General features: G+C 49.7%; 15 protein-coding genes and 2 tRNA genes. All 17 read right to left on the reverse strand.

What is annotated here, in order from left to right; translation table 11 throughout:
- Positions 1–226 precede the first annotated feature (226 nt).
- The gene (locus tag LKE33_00715) at positions 227–1,204 is read right to left on the reverse strand and encodes an iron ABC transporter permease (protein ID MCH3949455.1); all 978 of its coding nucleotides are present in this window, start codon (positions 1,202–1,204) and stop codon (positions 227–229) included.
- Positions 1,205–1,295: 91 nt separating this feature from the next.
- Positions 1,296–1,370: transfer RNA gene (locus LKE33_00720), tRNA-Glu, on the reverse strand.
- A gap of 12 nt (positions 1,371–1,382) precedes the next feature.
- A tRNA-Gln gene (locus LKE33_00725) sits at positions 1,383–1,456 on the reverse strand.
- Between the two features lie 1,367 nt (positions 1,457–2,823).
- Entirely contained in the window at positions 2,824–3,312 is a 489-nt protein-coding gene (locus LKE33_00730) for a hypothetical protein (protein ID MCH3949456.1), read from the reverse strand.
- Positions 3,313–3,318: 6 nt separating this feature from the next.
- The gene (locus tag LKE33_00735; GenBank protein MCH3949457.1) at positions 3,319–4,956 is read right to left on the reverse strand and encodes a glycosyltransferase family 39 protein; all 1,638 of its coding nucleotides are present in this window, start codon (positions 4,954–4,956) and stop codon (positions 3,319–3,321) included.
- Positions 4,957–5,194: 238 nt separating this feature from the next.
- Positions 5,195–6,502, reverse strand: a complete 1,308-nt coding sequence (locus LKE33_00740) for a 2-hydroxycarboxylate transporter family protein (GenBank protein MCH3949458.1) — start codon at positions 6,500–6,502, stop codon at positions 5,195–5,197.
- Positions 6,503–6,768: 266 nt separating this feature from the next.
- Entirely contained in the window at positions 6,769–8,208 is a 1,440-nt protein-coding gene (locus LKE33_00745; GenBank protein MCH3949459.1) for an aminoacyl-histidine dipeptidase, read from the reverse strand.
- Positions 8,209–8,211: 3 nt separating this feature from the next.
- Entirely contained in the window at positions 8,212–8,559 is a 348-nt protein-coding gene (locus LKE33_00750; GenBank protein MCH3949460.1) for a PqqD family protein, read from the reverse strand.
- A 64-nt stretch (positions 8,560–8,623) separates the two neighbouring features.
- A complete protein-coding gene (locus LKE33_00755; protein ID MCH3949461.1) occupies positions 8,624–10,516 on the reverse strand; it encodes an oligopeptide transporter, OPT family in 1,893 nt (630 codons plus the stop codon).
- A 548-nt stretch (positions 10,517–11,064) separates the two neighbouring features.
- Positions 11,065–11,883 carry a C39 family peptidase gene (locus LKE33_00760; GenBank protein MCH3949462.1) on the reverse strand — a complete coding sequence of 273 codons (819 nt, stop codon included), beginning with the start codon at positions 11,881–11,883 and terminating at the stop codon, positions 11,065–11,067.
- Positions 11,884–12,194: 311 nt separating this feature from the next.
- Complete coding sequence (gene trpA / locus LKE33_00765; protein MCH3949463.1) at positions 12,195–12,980, reverse strand: tryptophan synthase subunit alpha; 786 nt, start codon at positions 12,978–12,980, stop codon at positions 12,195–12,197.
- Positions 12,973–14,157: a tryptophan synthase subunit beta gene (trpB, locus tag LKE33_00770; protein MCH3949464.1), complete on the reverse strand. Its 1,185-nt coding sequence runs from the start codon at positions 14,155–14,157 to the stop codon at positions 12,973–12,975. The genes trpA and trpB overlap by 8 nt, the downstream gene beginning before the upstream one ends.
- On the reverse strand, positions 14,150–14,782 hold the full coding sequence (locus tag LKE33_00775; protein MCH3949465.1) for a phosphoribosylanthranilate isomerase: 633 nt from the start codon (positions 14,780–14,782) through the stop codon (positions 14,150–14,152). The genes trpB and LKE33_00775 overlap by 8 nt, the downstream gene beginning before the upstream one ends.
- Positions 14,779–15,567 carry an indole-3-glycerol phosphate synthase TrpC gene (trpC, locus tag LKE33_00780; GenBank protein ID MCH3949466.1) on the reverse strand — a complete coding sequence of 263 codons (789 nt, stop codon included), beginning with the start codon at positions 15,565–15,567 and terminating at the stop codon, positions 14,779–14,781. Before trpC ends, LKE33_00775 begins: the two co-directional genes overlap by 4 nt.
- 19 nt (positions 15,568–15,586) lie before the next feature.
- Positions 15,587–16,609, reverse strand: a complete 1,023-nt coding sequence (gene trpD, locus LKE33_00785) for an anthranilate phosphoribosyltransferase (protein ID MCH3949467.1) — start codon at positions 16,607–16,609, stop codon at positions 15,587–15,589.
- 13 nt (positions 16,610–16,622) lie between these two features.
- Positions 16,623–17,198: an aminodeoxychorismate/anthranilate synthase component II gene (locus tag LKE33_00790; GenBank protein ID MCH3949468.1), complete on the reverse strand. Its 576-nt coding sequence runs from the start codon at positions 17,196–17,198 to the stop codon at positions 16,623–16,625.
- Entirely contained in the window at positions 17,195–18,661 is a 1,467-nt protein-coding gene (gene trpE / locus LKE33_00795; protein MCH3949469.1) for an anthranilate synthase component I, read from the reverse strand. Before trpE ends, LKE33_00790 begins: the two co-directional genes overlap by 4 nt.
- Between the last annotated feature and the right edge of the window lie 235 nt (positions 18,662–18,896).

An 18,896-nucleotide genomic window follows, 5' to 3' on the forward strand; every position in this document is an offset into this window, starting at 1 on the left:
CTGGCCGCATGTCGCCGGTCGCCCCCATAAGAAGCCAAAATGCCGAAGTCACTTGGCAAAAATAAAAAAGAAAACGAGCAGCAGAAACCATCCACTGCCTGCACGATTGTACTAATCGCTAACCACCAGCCACTGGCCACTTTTCCACAATACCGCAGGCAAAGCTAAAAGGCCACATGCCAAACGTCAAAAGCGCATTTATTCAAGCAAATTCGTCTCTAATCCATCAATGCCTTCTCAATAAGAACAGGAAATACGGGGCGCCGAGAAGGGCCGTTACGATTCCGGTGCGCAGTTCTCCAAAAGGAAACAACACGCGGCCGGCAAAATCGCAGGCAACAAGTATGACTGCTCCCATAACGGCACTGGCCGGAAGCAGCATGCGATGGTCAGGACCTGTAAAACGCCGCGTCAAATGCGGCACAATGAGCCCGACGAAGCTGATATTACCGACAAGACACACGGCGAGGGCCGTCAAAAAGGAGACCAGAAGCAAAATCCGGCGCCGCCACACAAAGACGTCGAGCCCTGCCGCAAGCGCTTGTTCCTCCCCCAGGGAGAGCAAATTGAGGGGCCGGCCCAGCAGCATAAGGATCATCATAAAGATTGCCATAACCGGCAGGAGCGGAAGCTGCCGCCAGGAACTGCCGGACAACGTTCCCAGCGTCCAAAAGAAATACTGCTGCATAATCTGCGGAGGAGCAAAACTCAAAAGTCCCGACGTGAGGGCTCCGCAGAAAAGTCCGATGGCCACGCCGCCCAGTAAAAGAACGGTATCTCCCCCATGCGCTTCGCCCGAACGCCGTCCCAGCAAATTCACAGCAGCAATCGCTGCCAGCGCGCCAATAAAGGCCCCCAGGGGCAGCAGAAACGCATACTGCAGACAAAACCCGGAAAGAAGCGCAAGTACGGCACCCAGGCAGGCTCCGCCGGAAACGCCGAGAATACCGGGATCCGCCAGAGGATTTCCGAAAACGCCCTGCAGAACAGCGCCTGAAAGCGACAAGGCTGCGCCCGCCGCCGCTCCGAAAACAAACCGCGGCATCCGGATAAAATAAATAACAGCCTGTTCCTGTGCTGTAAGCGTACCGGTCACAAGATGAGACAAGGACACCGGAATAAGGCCGCAGCCAGCATCCAACAGCGCAAGTACGGCCAGGACAAGCAGTAAGGCCAAACAAAGCCGCAGCAGTTTCTTATCCAATGCATTCCCTCCTCATTTTGGGTATAAAAAAAGACGCTTTCTCAAGCGTCCAGATTCTATAAGTGAGCCCTTTGGTTTCACGAATTTTCGATGGTAGCGCCAACGAGAATCGAACTCGTGATTTCGCCTTGAGAGGGCGACGTCTTAGCCTCTTGACCATGGCGCCATATAAAAAAAATGGCTCCGGGACTAGGACTCGAACCCAGACTAGAAGATCCAGAATCTCCTGTGCTACCATTACACCATCCCGGAAGGTACTTTTTTATTATAGCAAATCATGAAAAATATGCAACCCTTTTTTGAGAAAAAATATAACTTTTTTAACTGTTTTGGGGATTTTTTATTTTTAGAAGGTATTCATTTGGAAAAATGCAGATAACCTGAGCATCAAAAAGAGGTTAGTCTGAAATGGAGAATTCGTTTTATTCATTGAATGCAAAGCTGCCAGGAAAATTTTGCTTCCGCAAGCGATCCGCGACACGCAATCTGCAGCTTTTGGCAAACCTTCTTCGTTAAAATGATAAGTTAAAACTTTCCTCCCCCACTTCGTGGTCCGTCCTCCTTCCGACGAACGAAAAAGAAGCTATCCTCCACCGCATTCGTCAGCGCTTCCTACCGTCAGTGCTGACTGCGGTTCTCCTTTCGAAGCCGCGTAGCGGCTTGAAAGGAGGTGGCAGAGGAATCGCAAACCTCCTTCGTCGGTTTGCCTATTAAAAGAAAAACCCCTCTGCTGTCCTGTACAGAGGGGTTTTTCCAAAAGGAAGTTGAAGGTGTTGCAATACTTTATTACAAAGGGGAGAAAGAAGTGCAGTCGGAAGTACCTTCCTCCTGCTGACTATACTATACAAACCATCTGTGGCAAATTAACGTTTAATTTTTGAAATCACTGTGAAATCAGCAGCGATGCAAAAATTAACGTTATATTTCTCAAAAGAAAAGTCCCCCGTCGGGGAAACGAGGGGCTTTTCCTGATAGGAAGTTCTTTCTATTGATGCAATAACGGGGAAGAGTAATAAGGAGGGGTATTCCCTACTACGCTTATAGCATAAGACATCATTATGGCAATTCGCGGTCCCTTTCATGAAGTATTTGTGAAGTGCAGGGTCTCTGCGTTCAATCAGTACTGCGCTTAAAACTCTGCAGCTTCGTGCTCGTCCTTCCGACTACGTGGAAGGAGGTGGCAGAGGAATGCCAAACCTGACGGTTTGGTTTATTTAATAGTGAAACACCTCCTGCCGGGGAAGCAGGAGGTGTTTCTGAAAGGAAGTTGTTTTATGATGATTTTGATGGGGAAGTTGTAGCAAGGAGGGGTAATCCTTACTACGCTTCATAGTATAGAGGTCCACTGTGACAATTTATCGTTATATTTATGAAATATTTGTGAATTTGACTATCCAATCAGCTATGTTTTCGTTCCAGAAACGGAAAAAACTCCCGCCGGGGAAGCGGGAGTTTTTTCTGAAAGGAAGTTGTTTCGTCAAAGATGATTTGATGGGGAAAGATGTAATAAGGAGGGGTATTCCCTACTACGCTTCTAAGTATATCGGGCAGATTTGACAAAACAAGGTCCCATTTATGAACTGTTTGTGAATTCGACTGTCCAGTCAATTTGTGTCTTTTTACGCGTCCATTCCAAAATATGTCAATACATCCACTACAAAGCTCTGCGCCCTTTCCGGCGTAAATCGGACAAGCTTGCTCATAAGCACAATGCCTTTCAACTGGTTCCGCAGCAGGTCAGAAAAAGCCGATTTATCCAAGGCCAGCTCATCCCCGCTCTGCCTGCCGTCATAACAGCTTAACGCTGCCAGCAGTTTCAGTGTATTGCCTTCTTTTTCGGCAAGGAAGAAAAGAAACGGACAGTCCGTCAGGCTTTTCACAAAACGAACAGCACCGGCTTCTCGCCAGATATCAGCACGACAGCCCGGTGCAAAGGAGATACTGAGCCTGCCGCAGAATTTCTCGGCAAATTCAGGATGTTCCCCAATGAACCGGAGGATTTGCAGATAGGGTTCTGCGCCTTCGGGAGCTTCGTATACACTTTTAGGAATTTGCCACTTCAAGGCAGTATTCTTTTCCAGATAAGATTGAATCTCTGTACTATTCATGTATTTTTAACGCCTCTTGATCATGATGGTCCACTGCCCGAACAGTTTTACTCTCTGCCAGGCTCCCGGCCAGTCGGCTTCCAGCTTTGTTTTCAGTTTCTTTGTATTCATATCCACAAGAACCACGGCCTGGGGTACGTTCTGCACTTTACTGTAAGTAGTCCAGGGCATGATATTCTTTGCGGACCAGCTGTAGTCCTTAGGTGCGAATTCTTCTGCCTGATCGTCTGGAACGAGCATCGTCAAGGTGCGGCCTGTATAGAACCAGGTGGAAGTCGGATAGCCGCCGCCCCGCACATAAATCGGAACGTCCTGCGGAACCATGGCGTTGATATACATGGCGGCCCACTTACCGGTTACTCCACTCATCAGCGGCACCGCAAGCATCTTCGTAATACAGAAGAAAAACACGTACGTGAGCATCAGTGTCATCACAACAATTTCTTTGGCATTCCTGCCGCGATAGCGATTCAGCGCCATGACTGCATAGCAGGCTGCAAAAATCATGACCAGATAGAAAATATCCCGAGGATGCTGCAAAAGTTTCGGAGCAATAGTCGGAAGCTTGTAAGATACGACAGAAAGCGCCACGTAGAAGAGGAAGTTGCCCAGGAGCAGCCATTTCAGTGTCAGTTTCTCATTTACTTCCACGAGATAAGAGGCCGTCAGAATCGACAGCGGCATCAGAATCGGATACGTATAGGTAATGTACTTTGTAGCCATGCATTGGAAGAAAATAAAGATAACGGCTACCCACAGCATAAGGTAACCCTCCCGCACGCCGGGACGAACCAGGTGCTTTTCTTTCCATAAATAATGTTTCAGCATACCCGGCACAAGACCAATCCAGGCAAAAGCATTGAGGATATTAACGGCCGTATAGTACCAGATAACATTGTCACGGGGATGTTCGGAAACAGTAGCCCTGAGGAAATTCTGGGTTCCGATGAATCCGGAAAGAAAGTCCGGATGCTTGATGGCCATTGCCACATACCAGGGTGCAGCAACCAGGAGGAACAAGGCAATCCCGCTTCCCAGCTTTGCTTCCTTAAGAGACGCAAAATCCCGGCGCCAGATGAGGAACAGCAAAAAGATCAGTCCCGGAAGCAAAAAGCCGATGGGGCCTTTGGTCAAGGTTGCCAGAGCCGCGCAGACGTACATTCCGTAATAATATTTTTTCTGCGGCGTACTATACCCCAGATAGTAAAAAAGAAGGGCCCCGTTTAAAAACAGGAACAGCATACCATCGGTCAGGACAGATTTAGAAATCGTAAAGAACTGCAAAGTGGCAAGCAGAAGCAGGCCGCTGTAAAAGCCGATTTTTTCCGAATATAATTTTTTACCGCCCCACACTACAAGTCCCAAGCCCATAAGTCCGAATAAGGAGGGGAAAAAGCGGGCTCCGAATTCATTAAAGCCGAAGATTTTAAATCCCAGCGCAATCATCCAATACGCAAAAACGGGTTTGTCAAACCAATATTTTCCATAAATCTGGGGAGATAACCAATCCCCGCTCATGACCATTTCCTTGGCCGTAAGAGCATAGTTGCCTTCCACGCTGTCCGTCAGAGGCAGCAGCCCGTTCAGGTAGTAGAGCAGCAGCACGGCGAGAATCCAGAACATAACCCAATATCGTCTTTTCATTATTTTCCTCCTGCATTTTTCAAACATCGTACAGATACAGCCTATTGTAACATTTTCCCGCCGAAAAAAACAATTCTTCACAGTTACCAAGGCAAACGACAGGCACCAAACAGCAGATGCTAAACCTGCGCAGAAAGGTAAAAAAGTAGTAGCTAATTCAGTCATTCGTGCAGTCGGCAGCGTTTCTCAAAAAAAAGCACCCGACCGAAGCCGGATGCCAATTTTTATAAAAATCACGTTATTTGCCCATCATAGAACCAAAAAGAACGGAACCCAGAATCAATACGATTCCGCCGCCGAGACGGGAAGACAACTGGGAATAAGCAATAAGCCCCATACGATGAGAAGCGCCCAATACGGCAAGATCACCGGATCCGCCTCGGTTAGCCATGCAGAGACCGGCCGTAATAGCGGAATCAATAGGATAAAACCCAACCCACTGTCCTACGATAGCAGAACCAAGAATAGCTCCCAGGACGATGAGGAAAGAAATGACGACGTTGCTGGGTGTAATAGCCGCTATTAATTGATTGAGGTCTGTATCAGCCCCGACGCCCACCATGATAGTGAGGACAAGGCAGGAACTCATGAAAGACTGCAGCCGTTTAGCAGCCGCTTTGACTTCCTGAGGAACCCAGCCGAGCATAGCAAGTACCGTGACGACAGCAATCATCCAGGCAAAAGGATGAATCTGCACGCCAAAGACGGTCGGAAGGAGAGCCTTACCGAGAAGTGTCCCGGCCGCATAAAGGCTGACGCCCATAAAGAAAGCCCCGCCGATTTCTTTAATGGAAGGAATGGTGTCATTCTTTTCGGCTTCGATATCAACGCCTTTACGAATCAGTGTCGAACCATCACCGGTCCAGGTCGGATGTTTGTGGCCGATCTGATCCAGTACGGCTGCTGACAGAATAGCAAAGATATTGGCAATAGTGAGAACTGTAATGGCAAAGGCATAGTAGTCGGACGCCTTGTTCCCCGTGACACTTTCATAAATCTGGGACAAAGGCACCGCGCCGGCCCCGTTGCCGCCGCCCATGATAGGCAGAACATAGTTGAGGACAATCATAGAAGGGGAAATTCCGAAAAGAAGACCCCCCAAAATACCCAGTGCAGCAGCACCGATGAGCCCTCCGAAGATGGCTGGCAGATAGCCCGCAAAGGATTTAATCAGGAGTTTCTTTTCAAGACCCAGAATGGAACCGCAGATCAGGAAGACAATAAAGAAGCTTAGGAAATCGGATTTGTCCATCAGATTGGTCACGGTCTGAGCATACTTTTCCGGAATCATGTGATTGGTAAATAAATAGGCTGATGCCAGGAAAGACAGGACAAGCCCGCCACCTATGTAGGAATTCCAGAAAGGAATCCGTTCCCCGATTTCATTAAAAACAATGCCCATGGCAAGTGTCAAGGCAAAACCGCCGGCAAGATCCGTCGACAGTGAGCCCGTCCACATACCTGCAAAGACAATGATGATAAACGCCAGGCAGAGCGGCCATGGCAGCCCAAAGGGACGGAAGGATTTGACTTTCTCATTAGACATAAACTCTCATTCTCCTTTACATTTCATGAGTTTACATATTTTGTATATATTTTACCTTAAATTAAAACTATTTAAGGAATTGTTATTATCTTAAACACATTGTTGTAGAATGTCAAGTATCTTACAATTCTGAATCAACCTTATGATTTACCATTCTGTTTAGTATGCTCTTTCTGTACAGAAAAATTACCGCATTTTTTGAACAACAAAAAGCACGTCCTGCGATAATTTCGCAGGACGTGCTTTTAACTTAAGGAAAATTTTCCCTATTTCATGCGTTTCAGCGTTTCCAATAAAAGCTTCCAGGTTCTTTGGACAGAAGCAATTGACATTTTTTCCTTCGGCGTATGGACACCGGTCAGCGTCGGCCCCAGGGATACGCAGTCAAGGCCAGGCAGTTTATGGGCAAGCAGCCCGCACTCTACACCGGCATGAATCGCTTCAACGACCGGACCTTTTCCGTACTGTTCACGATATACCTCAACAAGGAGGTCACGCAGCGGAGATTTCGGTTCGTAGGTCCACCCGGGGTAGTCTCCGGACCGTTCCATAGTGCCACCCAGAGCCGTAACTAAAGTTTCTACCCGGTCAACGAGCATCTCCTTTTGGGAGTCGACGCTGCTGCGAACCAGGAGACCTCCTGTCATTTCGTCCTTTTCCAGCTTGAGAATACCGAAGTTAAGGGAAGTCTGAACCAGGCCGGGCATTTCGGCGCTCATAACCTGAACGCCCTGAGGCACACAAGTAAGAAAAGCCCGGATATGATTCGTTGTCTTTTCATCCATAGGAAGTTCCTCAAAAGAAGCCGGTTCCAGCGTTACCTCCACTTGGGGATCGGTAACGCGGCATTCCTCCTTAAGGAGTTTCTCAAAGGATTGGACCCACGCTGTGGCTGCTTCAGCGTCCTTTACGACAATACCGGCAGAAGCATTCGGCGTAATGGCGTTGTCCTTGGAACCACCGGCGAGCGTCACGAGACGGTAATCTGTTACTCTGCGAAGTCCCGTCAGTATACGGCCGAGGAGAAGATGGGCATTATTGCGTCCTTTGTTGATTTCTGAACCGGAATGGCCTCCCGTAAGCCCCTTGACGTCAAGGAGCAGCGGTGTTCCTTCGTAAGCCTCACGCGACACGGGGAAATGACACAGAAGATCGACCCCGCCGGCGCAGCTGACCGTAAAGATGCCTTCGTCTTCGGAGTCAAGGTTGATCATCCGGCGGCCCTTGAGAGGAGAAACATCGAGTGCTGCTGCCCCGACCATGCCAATTTCCTCATCGATGGTATAGACAATCTCAAGGGGCGGATGAGGAATCTCGTCATCATCGAGAAGAGCGAGTCCCATAGCAACGGCAATGCCATCGTCCCCGCCGAGCGTCGTACCTTTGGCGTAAATCGTGTCGCCGTCGCGAACGAGGTCAAGGCCTTCCCGTTCCATATCCTTGGTGCAGGATGGCACCTTGTCGCAGACCATATCCATATGACCCTGCAGGATAACCGGTGCAGCCTGTTCATAACCGGTTGAAGCCTTCTTAAAGATGATAATATTGCCAGTCTTATCCTGGATAACGCGAAGGTTTCGTTTTTCAGCAAAGGCTGCGAGCCAGTCACTGATGGCTCTCGTGTGGCGGGAGCCGCGGGGAATAGCAGAAATTTCTTCAAAAAAATGAAAGACACGCTGCGGTTCAATTTGACTAAGTACGGCCATGATTTATTCTTTCCTCCAGGTAATGAATTCCTGCCGGGCAAGCATCTGCATAAAAACAATCAGTCGCTCATAAAGAGGATGAGCCTTTTCACCGAAGTGATTTTCAATCACATCGGCCAGTTCTCCCACCGTCTTCTTCCCATCCATATTGAGCCAGAGCACGCTGCCAAATGCGTCAAGGTCAACATGGCTGACTCGGGGGCGGTCGAAGAGATTCTGGGCCACTCTGTCAAAGAAGCCGCGGTGCTCGATATGAATCGTAACAAATCCCTCTTCATCCTGGCTCCACCGAAAACGGCTGGTCCGGCAAGGGATCCGGTCCAGATAATTTTCCTTGTTTTCTTTCATCATACTCTCCCAACAGACAGGTGCCAGGCCACAGAGTCCTGCAGCCTGGCACTGATCTAGATTTTTATCAGGAACGAGCCTTTCTGCCTTTCTGGCAGAATACATAAATCGTTGCTACAAGAACAGCGAAGAACACAATACCACCGACATTACCCAGGTTGACAGACTTGGAAATATCGAGGTTAAGGTTCATGACAGCGAAGACTGCCAGGAGAATCCCGACGAGACCTTCACCGGCGATGAGCCCGGAGCTGTAAAGTACACCGGACTGCACGCAGTCGTTCTTTTCCGTATCATCCTTGAACTTGCGGGATTCCACGTAGCGGCGTAAGAGTCCTCCGACCATAATCGGAGCGGACAGATGAATCGGAAGGTAAATACCGATGGCAACGGCCAGAACCGGAATGCCCAGAATCCACATGGCAATGGAAAGGAACACGCCGATGAGAACGAGGTTCCAAGGCAGATTGCCCATCATAACGCCTTCCACGACCATCTTCATAAGCATGGCCTGCGGTGCCGGAAGTTCAGCAGAGCCGTAGCCCCAAGCCGAATTGAGCAGATACATGATGCTGCCGATAGCAATAGCGGAGCAAACAACACCGATCATTTCGCCGATCTGCTGTTTCTTCGGAGTAGCCCCGACGAGGAAGCCCGTCTTGAGGTCCTGAGAAATATCACCGGCAATAGCGGCAACGACGCAGATAATACCGCCGATGGAAATAGCCGTTACCATACCTGCAGCTCCGTCACTGCCTGTATTCTTGAGCAGCAGCGTGGAAACAAGGAGCGTAGCAATGGCCATGCCGGAAACAGGGTTGTTGGAAGAACCGATGAGTCCGACCATACGGGAAGAAACAGTTGCAAAGAAGAAACCGAAAATAGCTACGAGCAGAGCGCCAAACGCATTGAGCGGAATCGTAGGAATAGCCCACAGCGCTACAATAATGATAAGGATTCCGGCCAGCAGAGTCTTCATGGAGAGATCCTGCTCCGTGCGCAGGGTCGATTCACCGTTTTGGCCAAAATCGCCCAGGGCATCATGGAAGGTCCGGATGATGAGCGGCAGGGATTCCAACAAGCCAATGAGTCCGCCTGTCAGAACGGCACCGGCGCCGATATAACGGATGTACGTTCCCCACAGGGAGAAGGATCCTCCCTTGGCAAGGAGTTCAGCGACAGTCACCTTAGCAGGGAAAAGCACGGCACCGCTGCCAAATACGGCAATCATCGGCATGATGACAAACCAGGCCAGAACGCCGCCGGCAAACATATAAGAAGAAACCTTGAATCCACAGATATAACCGACACCGGCAAGGGCTGGCAGAACATCGAGACCAAATCCGGCTCCCTTGTACCCTGGAATTTCCGTATGAACTTCACTGGGGAACAGCTTCAGTCCATCAGCGATGAATTTGTAGACGGCTGCAATGCCAAGTCCGGCAAACACGGTAGATGCCTTGGCACCGCCTTCTTCACCGGCAATAAGAACTTCTGCGCAAGCCTGCCCTTCCGGATAGGCGAGAACGCCGTGTTCCTTTACGATAAGGGCGCGGCGCAGGGGTACCATGAACAGGATACCCAGGAGACCGCCAAACAAGGCAATCAGCCCGATTTCCAACATGGAAGGTTCTGCTACGACGCCTTCCTGGGCCCACATAAACAGAGCCGGCAGGGTGAAGATAGCACCGGCTGCCACCGATTCACCGGCAGAACCGATTGTCTGCACCATGTTGTTTTCCAGAATGGAATCCCGTTTCAGAATAAAACGAATGATACCCATACTGAGTACGGCGGCAGGGATGGATGCTGAAATTGTCATGCCGACACGCAGTCCCAGGTAAGCATTGGCAGCACCGAATACGATGGCCAGGATGGCCCCTAACACGACAGAAACCGTGGTCATTTCCGGAGCCACGCGGTCAGCCGGGATGTAGGGATGGAATGATTGATCTTCCATAAGTGACACCTCTCTTTTTGAATTCATGATGGAAATAAAGATACGACAACTGCTATAAAAAACGTGGAAAAGAGCCTGGCAGATTTACTCCATTCCAGGCTCAAAGCCGCGTGAGATTTCGTCTCCTGTAAACATGTGTGTCTTTTCCGCAAACAACTCCTCTCACACTGTACCCTCATTATACGTTTTTGTAAATTTTAGGTCAATAAATTTTCACAGTTTCCTTAAATTATAGAAAAATGGCATTTAATTATTGCTCAAGAATTCCCTATTCATCTTGCTTTGATACATTTGTTAAAAAAGGCATAAAAAAAAAGCCCTTGAGAACAAGGGCAAATGAGGGGTAAATTTAACTTACAGCGTAAGTATAGCACGATTGTATACAATGTGCAAGTGAATTTTCAGTTTTTTCTCAGATTTCATATTATTTGATACATTTCTATAAAAAGTTAATAAAACGTTTCGGACGGCTCGAAACGTTTTATTATTGATATTCTGATTTATTCACTTATAATCATCCAATCCTCCAGATGACTGCAGGGCATTTTCTATTTCTGCGATGTTCTCCCCGAAACGACATATCCGGACGGAACAGCCGTCAGCCACTGCCGCTCTTTTTCACCTTCCCGGAATAGATGGCTGTCAAACCACATACTGAAAAAACGCTCTGCCGAAGCAATATTATAGCCGTCCTGACAATGGTCGCTGGTATCATACGGATCGGCTAAGATGAGAACATCGTTAGCTGATAACGTGTCCCCCATCGTATCAAATCCGATAATGACACGCCAGTGGCCGTCCCAGTCAATATTCTCGATCATAGTAGGAATACCGGCCTGCAGATTATCCAGGACAAACTTTTTGAAAGCACTGTAATCTTTTGGTGAACCATCCGAGAGAGCGCTGCGGACTTTCCAGCCTTGCTTTTCGAAATACCGTACCATACCGCGGGTATTCGTCCCGACATCAGCCATGCCGGCGGGGTGCGTATCCATGATCTTGGCAATAGTCATTTCCGAGTCCGGTGATTTTCCGAGAAAATGCGTCATCACCGTATAAGCAGCCGCCGGTCCGCAGGTATACTCCGTTTCCTGCTGATGGGTCTTATAGTGTGAAATCACCGTCAGTGATCCCTGGGATTTCAGATTATAGACATCCACAGCCTTGAAATAGGGAGAATCTTTGATATCTGCCGCATGATTGACAGAAGCGGCTCCGCCGCCCGCTTTTTTGAGCAGTGCCTCGATTTCTTCCGGCGTTTTTCCCGAAACCGATTGGCTGGCTGCCCCTGCGCAGCCGCTTACTCCACAGGTCAGCGTCAAAGCCGTTATTCCAACAACAAACCAGCGGCATAAATTTAATTTCATAGTACACCTCCTTTGATAGCATAAAGTATACAATAAAAGTAGAGAATAAAACAACAAAAGGCGCTTTTGGCTTTTGGCATATGGCATTTAGCCTCGTCTGCAGCAGTGTGTTAAAGCTTTTGATTCAAATAAAATAATAAAAACCTGAAATTTAGCAGATAACCCAAATTTTAGGTTTTATTTTAATAAGTTCGTAGAAAAATGCCCTGGCAATTTTTCTTCCACGGGCGACCCGCGGCCAGCGACCAGCGACCAGCGTAAAAAGGGCTGTGAAATAATGCACACGCATTGTTTCACAGCCCCTTGTTACATTACTTTACTGTGCTTTTAACGGCGTCAGCCATTTTCTTTACATATTCTTTGACGGGTTCAACGGCGTTGCGGCCTTCCTTAGCGATAATCTTTACGATAGCGCTGCCGACGATGGCGCCGTCACTGAGAGCCGCCATTTCAGCAGCCTGCTGCGGCTCGGCAATACCAAAGCCGACGGCTATAGGACGATCTGTCACTTCGCGGATCTTTTCCACGATTTCTCCGAGGTTCGTCGTGATCTTTTCACGCACACCGGTGACACCCATGGAGGATACCAGGTAAATATAGCCCTGCGCCTCTTTGGCAATCATCTGTACCCGGTCGTGAGACGTCGGAGCAATCAGGGAAATCAGTTCGATACCGTACTTGGCTGCATCTTCTTTAAGAGTGTCTTTTTCTTCAAAAGGCATGTCCGGAACAATGACACCATCAATCATGGTCTCCTTGCAGTTCTTAAAGAATTTATCCCGGCCATAGGTAAAAATCGGGTTGACATACGTCAGGAATACCAGCGGCACCTGAGTATGGGCACGGACTTTTTTCAGCATCTCAAACAGTTTATCAATCTTGAATCCGGCTTTCAGGGCACGATTGTCCGCTTCCTGGATGACCGGGCCTTCTGCCACCGGATCGGAAAAAGGAATACCCAGTTCAATGATGCCCGCTCCGGCTTCTTCCATCGCGTAAATCAGTTTTTCAGTCGTTTCAAGATCCGGATCCCCGGCGGTTACGAAAGGAATGAAGACTTTTTTATTTTTCTTGAAAGTATCGGTAATTCTAGTCATGCAGATCGACCCCCTTGTATCTGGCAATAGCCGCTACATCCTTATCACCGCGGCCGGACAAGTTCACTACAATAATTTTATCTTTGGGCAGTGTCGGTGCCAGTTTCATGGCATAGGCCACAGCATGAGCACTTTCTACAGCCGGAATGATGCCTTCGGTACGGGACAGGTATTCAAAAGCCTGAACGGATTCATCATCGGTAATCGGTACGTACTGGGCGCGTCCCGTATCATACAGATAAGCGTGTTCCGGTCCGATTCCCGGGTAGTCAAGGCCGGCGGAAATGGAATATACCGGAGCAATCTGGCCGTCATTATCCTGCAGGAAATAAGATTCCATACCATGGAAGATACCCGGTTTGCCGCAGGCAATGGTAGCTGCCGTTTCTGCCGTGTCGATGCCGCGGCCGGCTGCTTCCACGCCGATCAGCTGTACGTTCTTGTCAGGGATGAAATCATAGAAGATACCCATGGCGTTGCTGCCGCCGCCCACACAGGCCATAACAATGTCCGGCAGACGTCCTTCCTTTTCCATCATCTGCTGTCTGACTTCTTCACCAATGACTTTCTGGAAGTCACGCACCATCATCGGATAAGGATGCGGCCCCATGACGGAACCGATGCAGTAAGCCGTATCTTCACAGCGGCGGCTCCATTCGCGCAGTGCCTCATTGACCGCGTCTTTGAGGCTCATGGTACCGGTCTCAACCGGCACAACATCCGCACCGAGGAGCTTCATGCGGAATACGTTCAGGGCCTGACGTTCTGTATCCATCTTCCCCATATATACAACGCATTCCATTCCCAGGAGGGCAGCGACCGTTGCTGTAGCCACACCGTGCTGGCCGGCGCCGGTTTCAGCGATGATGCGCTTCTTGCCCATTTTCTTGGCAAGGAGGCATTGTCCCAGTGCATTGTTAATCTTGTGGGCACCCGTGTGGTTGAGGTCTTCCCGCTTCAGATAAATCTTGGCTCCGCCCAGATCCTTGGTCATTCTCTCTGCATAGTAGAGCAGGCTCGGACGGTTTGCATAATCATGATACAGAGTCTGAAGTTCCTTCAGAAATTCCGGATCCTTTTTATAATGTTCGTATGCTTCCGAGAGTTCCAGAACTGCATTCATCAAGGTTTCGGGAACATATTGTCCGCCATGCTTACCATATCTTCCGTTACTCATTTTGTTCATCCTTTCTTCTGACTGCTTCTATAAAAGCTTTGATTTTCACTTCATCTTTGAAGCCATTCGTTTCCACGGCACTGCTCACATCCACTCCATAGGGATGGGTCCTTGCCATAATGGCTCCCACATTCTGTGCATTCAGGCCGCCCGCCATGAAATATGGCTTCGGGATTTCAGCCTGCCGCAGCAGCGTATCATCAAAGGTCTTTCCGGCACCGCCGTAACCCGCAGTGAAGGCATCCAGAAGGAAACCATCACACGGATAGGCCGCAAGGCCTTCCAGGCTCTTTTTATCTCGTACCCGGATTGCTTTCCATATCGGGGCTTCTGTTCTCTCCTTCAGCCATCGCACGGCCTCCGGAGTTTCATCCCCATGCAGCTGGATGACATCGATGATACCCGAGTCTACGTAGGTAAGAATCTCAGCGGAATCCGCATTGACGAACACACCCACGGTCTTAATGGAGGCATCCAGCTCTTTCCTGATAGCGGCCGCCTGCGCTTTTTCCAGGTATCGTCTGCTTTTGGGATAGAAGATAAAACCCGCAAAATCAGGATGATACCGGTTGAGGATGTCTGCATCCTCCCTGCGCCGCAGCCCGCAGATCTTGATTTTGGTCATCCGGCATCCCTCCCCAGAAGTTCTTTCATTTTGTCCGGGATAGAAGCGCTCCGCATGAGGAGTTCTCCTATGAGGACGCCGTTCACGCCGCCCTTTTCCAGTTCGGCAATCTGACTGCGGCCCTTGATGCCGCTTTCCGCTACAAAAGCAATATCAGAAGGCACCAGCGGGCGAAGCCGCATGCTGTTATGAATATCCACGGTGAAGTCTTTCAGGTTCCGGTTGTTGACACCCAGGACTTTAGCTCCTGCCCTGAGGCACCGCTCCACTTCATCGCCGTCATGAGCTTCCATAAGAGCATCCATTCCCAGGCTTTCAGCGATTTCACGGTATTCCACGAGCTGACTGTCCGAAAGAAGTGCCGCAATGAGAAGGACTGCATCGGCGCCGAGAAGCTTTGCCTGGTAGATCATGTACTCATCTACCGTGAAATCCTTGCGCAAGAGGGGCAAATCGACGCATTTGCGGATTTTTGCCAGATAAGCATCGTCACCTAGGAACTTCGTCGGTTCGGTCAGTACAGAAATTGCGGAAGCTCCGGATTTTTCATAAGCCTCGGCAATTTCCGTATAAGGAAAGTCAGGAGCAATGAGTCCCTTGGAAGGCGAAGCCTTCTTGACCTCCGCTATGATATGCAGTCCCGGTGCCAGCAAGGCTTTCCGGAAACATCCGGCCCGCAGCCGGGGAAGTGCTTCTGCCTCGCGCCGAATCGCGTCAAGACTGACTGTTTTCTTGTTTTTTTCCACCCGCTCCCGGGCTGCTTCTGCCAGGACATCCAGAATCATGCTGCCTGCCATCCTTTCCTTACTCGTTGCTTACTTTGATCACTTGTTCCAGTTTTGCGGCTGCCTTTCCGCTGTCAATGATTTGCTCGGCCAGCTTGATGCCGTTTGCAATGGTATCTGCTTTCTGGGCGACAAACAGGGCAGCACCGGCGTTCAGCAGTACGGCGTTCCGTTTCGTTCCTTTCAGCTTACCGCTTAAGATATCGCGGGTAATCTGGGCATTGACTTCCGGCGTTCCGCCGACCAGTTCTTCTTTGGCTCCCGGCTTCATACCGAAGTCTTCCGGACGGATCACGGAAGTGCGGTAATACCCATCGCGGATTTCACAGATAGCCGTCGGGCCATTCGGAGAAATTTCATCGAGCTTTTCACGGCCGTAAGCGACAATACCGCGTTTCACACCCAGGCTCGTCATAACCTTGGCCAGCGGTTCCACCAGATATTCATCATATACGCCCAGGAGGAACATTTCCGGCTTTGCCGGGTTGGTCAGAGGCCCCAGGATATTAAATACCGTGCGGAATCCCAGTTCCTTACGAATCGGGCCGACGTATTTCATAGCCGCGTGATATTTCTGTGCAAAAAGGAAGCAGAAATTTGTTTCCTTGAGCATCTTCAAAGCCATCGCCGGATCCTGCTGAATGTTGACACCGAGCGCTTCCAGGCAGTCAGCCGTGCCGCACAGAGAAGAAGCAGCACGATTGCCGTGCTTGGCAACTTTGACACCGCCGGCTGCCATGACCATGGCCGACGTCGTGGAAATGTTGAAGGAATGAGCTCCGTCACCGCCGGTACCGACGATTTCCATGACTTCCATACCGGGATGGGGAACCGGTGTAGCTAAGGAACGCATGGCCTCGGCGCACCCTGAAATTTCAGCAATCGTTTCTGCTTTTGTGCTCTTCGTAGAAAGAGCGGCCAGAAAAGCGGCATTCTGGGTCGGCGTGGTTTTGCCGCCCATAATTTCCAGCATGACGTCATGAGCTTCCTGATAGGTTAAATCCCCTTTGCTTACGAGTTTGATAATGGCTTCTTTAATCATAATGTTTCTCTCCTTATTTCTTCAGATTTATAAAGTTGCGGATGATTGTCATTCCGTCCGGCGTCATAATAGATTCCGGATGGAACTGCAGTCCGTAAATATCATAGTCACGATGCTTCAGCCCCATGATCTCGCCTTTTTCCGTTTCAGCGGTAATCTCAAGTTCGTCCGGCAAGCCTTTTTTGTCTACAATCAGGGAATGGTATCTGGCTCCCTCAATCACGGGTCCCAGCGATTTAAAAATGGGAACGCTGGTATCAATATGGATTTTATCTTTCTTGCCATGAACAATCTGTGGTGCAAGAATGACTTTTCCGCCAAAGACTTCGCCGATGGCCTGATGGCCTAAGCACACGCCCAGGATGGGGACTTCCCCTTTCATTTCCCTGAGAACCTCTTCGCAGATCCCGGCATCACTCGGTTTGCCCGGTCCCGGTGAAAGGATAATGGCATCAGGATGCATCTTCCGGATATCGTCCACCGTGACGGCGTCGTTGCGAACCACTTTCACGTCCGGGTTGAGCGTTCCTACATATTGGTAAAGGTTGTATGTAAAACTGTCATAGTTATCAATAATCAGGATCATCATTCTGCCTCCGTCGTCGCAATCAGCGCGTCTTTAACTGCGCCGGATTTATTAATGGTTTCCTGGAACTCGTTATCAATCACAGAGTCCGCTACGATTCCGCCGCCGGATTGGAAATATACCGTGCCGCCGCGCTTTACAGCCGTCCGGATGGTAATGCAGATATCCATGTTGCCGGCAAAGTCAAGGTATCCGACGCCTCCTCCGTAAGGTCCGCGCCGCTGTGGTTCGAGCTGGTCAAGAATCTCACAGGCCCGGATCTTTGGAGCTCCGGACAAGGTACCTGCCGGAAGCGCAGCACACAGCGTATCAATGGCATCCAGCCCTTCTCTCAAGGTTCCCGTGACGCGGCTCGTCAAATGCATGACATGGGAAAAACGTTTGATCATGTGCAGGTCGTGAACCTTGACCGTTCCGAACTCACTGACCTTCCCGACATCATTGCGGGCCAGGTCAACCAGCATGTTGTGCTCTGCCAGTTCCTTCGGATCGTTTTTGAGGTCTTCCTCAAGAGCCTTGTCCTCTTCTTCCGTGCGGCCGCGCCGTCTGGTTCCGGCAATCGGCATCGACGTAATGGTACGTCCCTGCAGTTTAATCAGAGTTTCCGGAGAAGAACCGGCAATTTCGGTCGTCTCATCCTTGAGCAGCATCATGTACTGGGAAGGATTCGTCGTCCGGAGGACACGGTACAGATTGAAGAGGTCCTGATCGTAAGAAGCCGAAAAACATTGGGAATACACAGCCTGGAAAATATCTCCCTGACGGATGTATTCCTTGATGCGCTTCACGTTGGCATCGTAGAGGCTGCGCGGCTGGTTGCTTACGATTTTTCCCAGCTTGGCCGGTTTAAAGACCGGCAGGACAACCGGCTGTCTTACGATAGTTTCCATCTCATCAAGTGCCTTCAGCGCTTTCGGATAATCCTGTTCAAGATTTTCCGTACGGACATTGGCGATGAGGAACAGCTTCTGCTTAAATTGGTCAAAGGCAATCACTTTATCAAAAAGCATCAGCTCAAAATCAGGAAATTCGGTAGCTTTGCGGGGGTCGAAGCGGAGGCTCGGCTCGCAGTACTGAATGAAATCGTAGGAAAAATATCCGACGAACCCGCCCGTAAACGGCGGCAGTCCCGGCACTTCCGGAATCTTGTACATTTTAAGCATTTCCCGGATGACTTCGAGGGGTTCCTTATCGGTGGTCACCTTTTTGCCGTCCCGTGTTACCTCTACCTTGAAATCCTTAGCCGTTACCCTGGCAATCGGATCATAACCAATAAATGAATAGCGGCCCCGGGAATCGACGCCTTCCAGACTTTCGAGCAGGAAGTAGCGGTCACTGCGGTTTCTCACGAGACTGATCAGCCCTATCGGAGTCACGGTGTCTGCCATGATTTCCCGCACGACCGGGACAGCGCCATATCCTTCCGCCAGTTTCTTTGCTTCTTCCAGACTTGTTTGTATCACCATGTGTTCCTCCTTTTTTATGAGTTGACATCTGTGATACGCATCCGGATATATAAAAAACGCCTGTCCTTATACAAGGACAGGCGTCATAACCTGCGGTACCACCTTGTTACAGGGAATAAACCCTGCGCTCAGCAGAATGCCAACACATTCCTCATCCTTAACGCGGTTGTACGTTGCGCAATACTCTCCGAAGATTTCCACGCACCCTCAGTGGTCCATTTGCCAGACTGCCGCT

Origin of the sequence: Acidaminococcus sp. (assembly GCA_022482815.1) — a bacterium.
GTDB lineage: Bacteria > Bacillota > Negativicutes > Acidaminococcales > Acidaminococcaceae > Acidaminococcus.

Bases quoted from the DNA above. Each gene is read 5' to 3' on its own strand.
- LKE33_00730 (MCH3949456.1), bottom strand. From the start codon at position 3,312: ATGAATAGTACAGAGATTCAATCTTATCTGGAAAAGAATACTGCCTTG.
- trpA (MCH3949463.1), bottom strand. From the start codon at position 12,980: ATGACTAGAATTACCGATACTTTCAAGAAAAATAAAAAAGTCTTCATT.
- LKE33_00750 (MCH3949460.1), bottom strand. From the start codon at position 8,559: ATGATGAAAGAAAACAAGGAAAATTATCTGGACCGGATCCCTTGCCGG.
- trpD (MCH3949467.1), bottom strand. From the start codon at position 16,609: ATGATTAAAGAAGCCATTATCAAACTCGTAAGCAAAGGGGATTTAACC.
- trpB (MCH3949464.1), bottom strand. From the start codon at position 14,157: ATGAGTAACGGAAGATATGGTAAGCATGGCGGACAATATGTTCCCGAA.
- LKE33_00740 (MCH3949458.1), bottom strand. From the start codon at position 6,502: ATGTCTAATGAGAAAGTCAAATCCTTCCGTCCCTTTGGGCTGCCATGG.
- LKE33_00735 (MCH3949457.1), bottom strand. From the start codon at position 4,956: ATGAAAAGACGATATTGGGTTATGTTCTGGATTCTCGCCGTGCTGCTG.
- trpE (MCH3949469.1), bottom strand. From the start codon at position 18,661: ATGGTGATACAAACAAGTCTGGAAGAAGCAAAGAAACTGGCGGAAGGA.
- LKE33_00755 (MCH3949461.1), bottom strand. From the start codon at position 10,516: ATGGAAGATCAATCATTCCATCCCTACATCCCGGCTGACCGCGTGGCT.
- LKE33_00790 (MCH3949468.1), bottom strand. From the start codon at position 17,198: ATGATGATCCTGATTATTGATAACTATGACAGTTTTACATACAACCTT.
- trpC (MCH3949466.1), bottom strand. From the start codon at position 15,567: ATGATTCTGGATGTCCTGGCAGAAGCAGCCCGGGAGCGGGTGGAAAAA.
- LKE33_00745 (MCH3949459.1), bottom strand. From the start codon at position 8,208: ATGGCCGTACTTAGTCAAATTGAACCGCAGCGTGTCTTTCATTTTTTT.
- LKE33_00760 (MCH3949462.1), bottom strand. From the start codon at position 11,883: ATGAAATTAAATTTATGCCGCTGGTTTGTTGTTGGAATAACGGCTTTG.
- LKE33_00775 (MCH3949465.1), bottom strand. From the start codon at position 14,782: ATGACCAAAATCAAGATCTGCGGGCTGCGGCGCAGGGAGGATGCAGAC.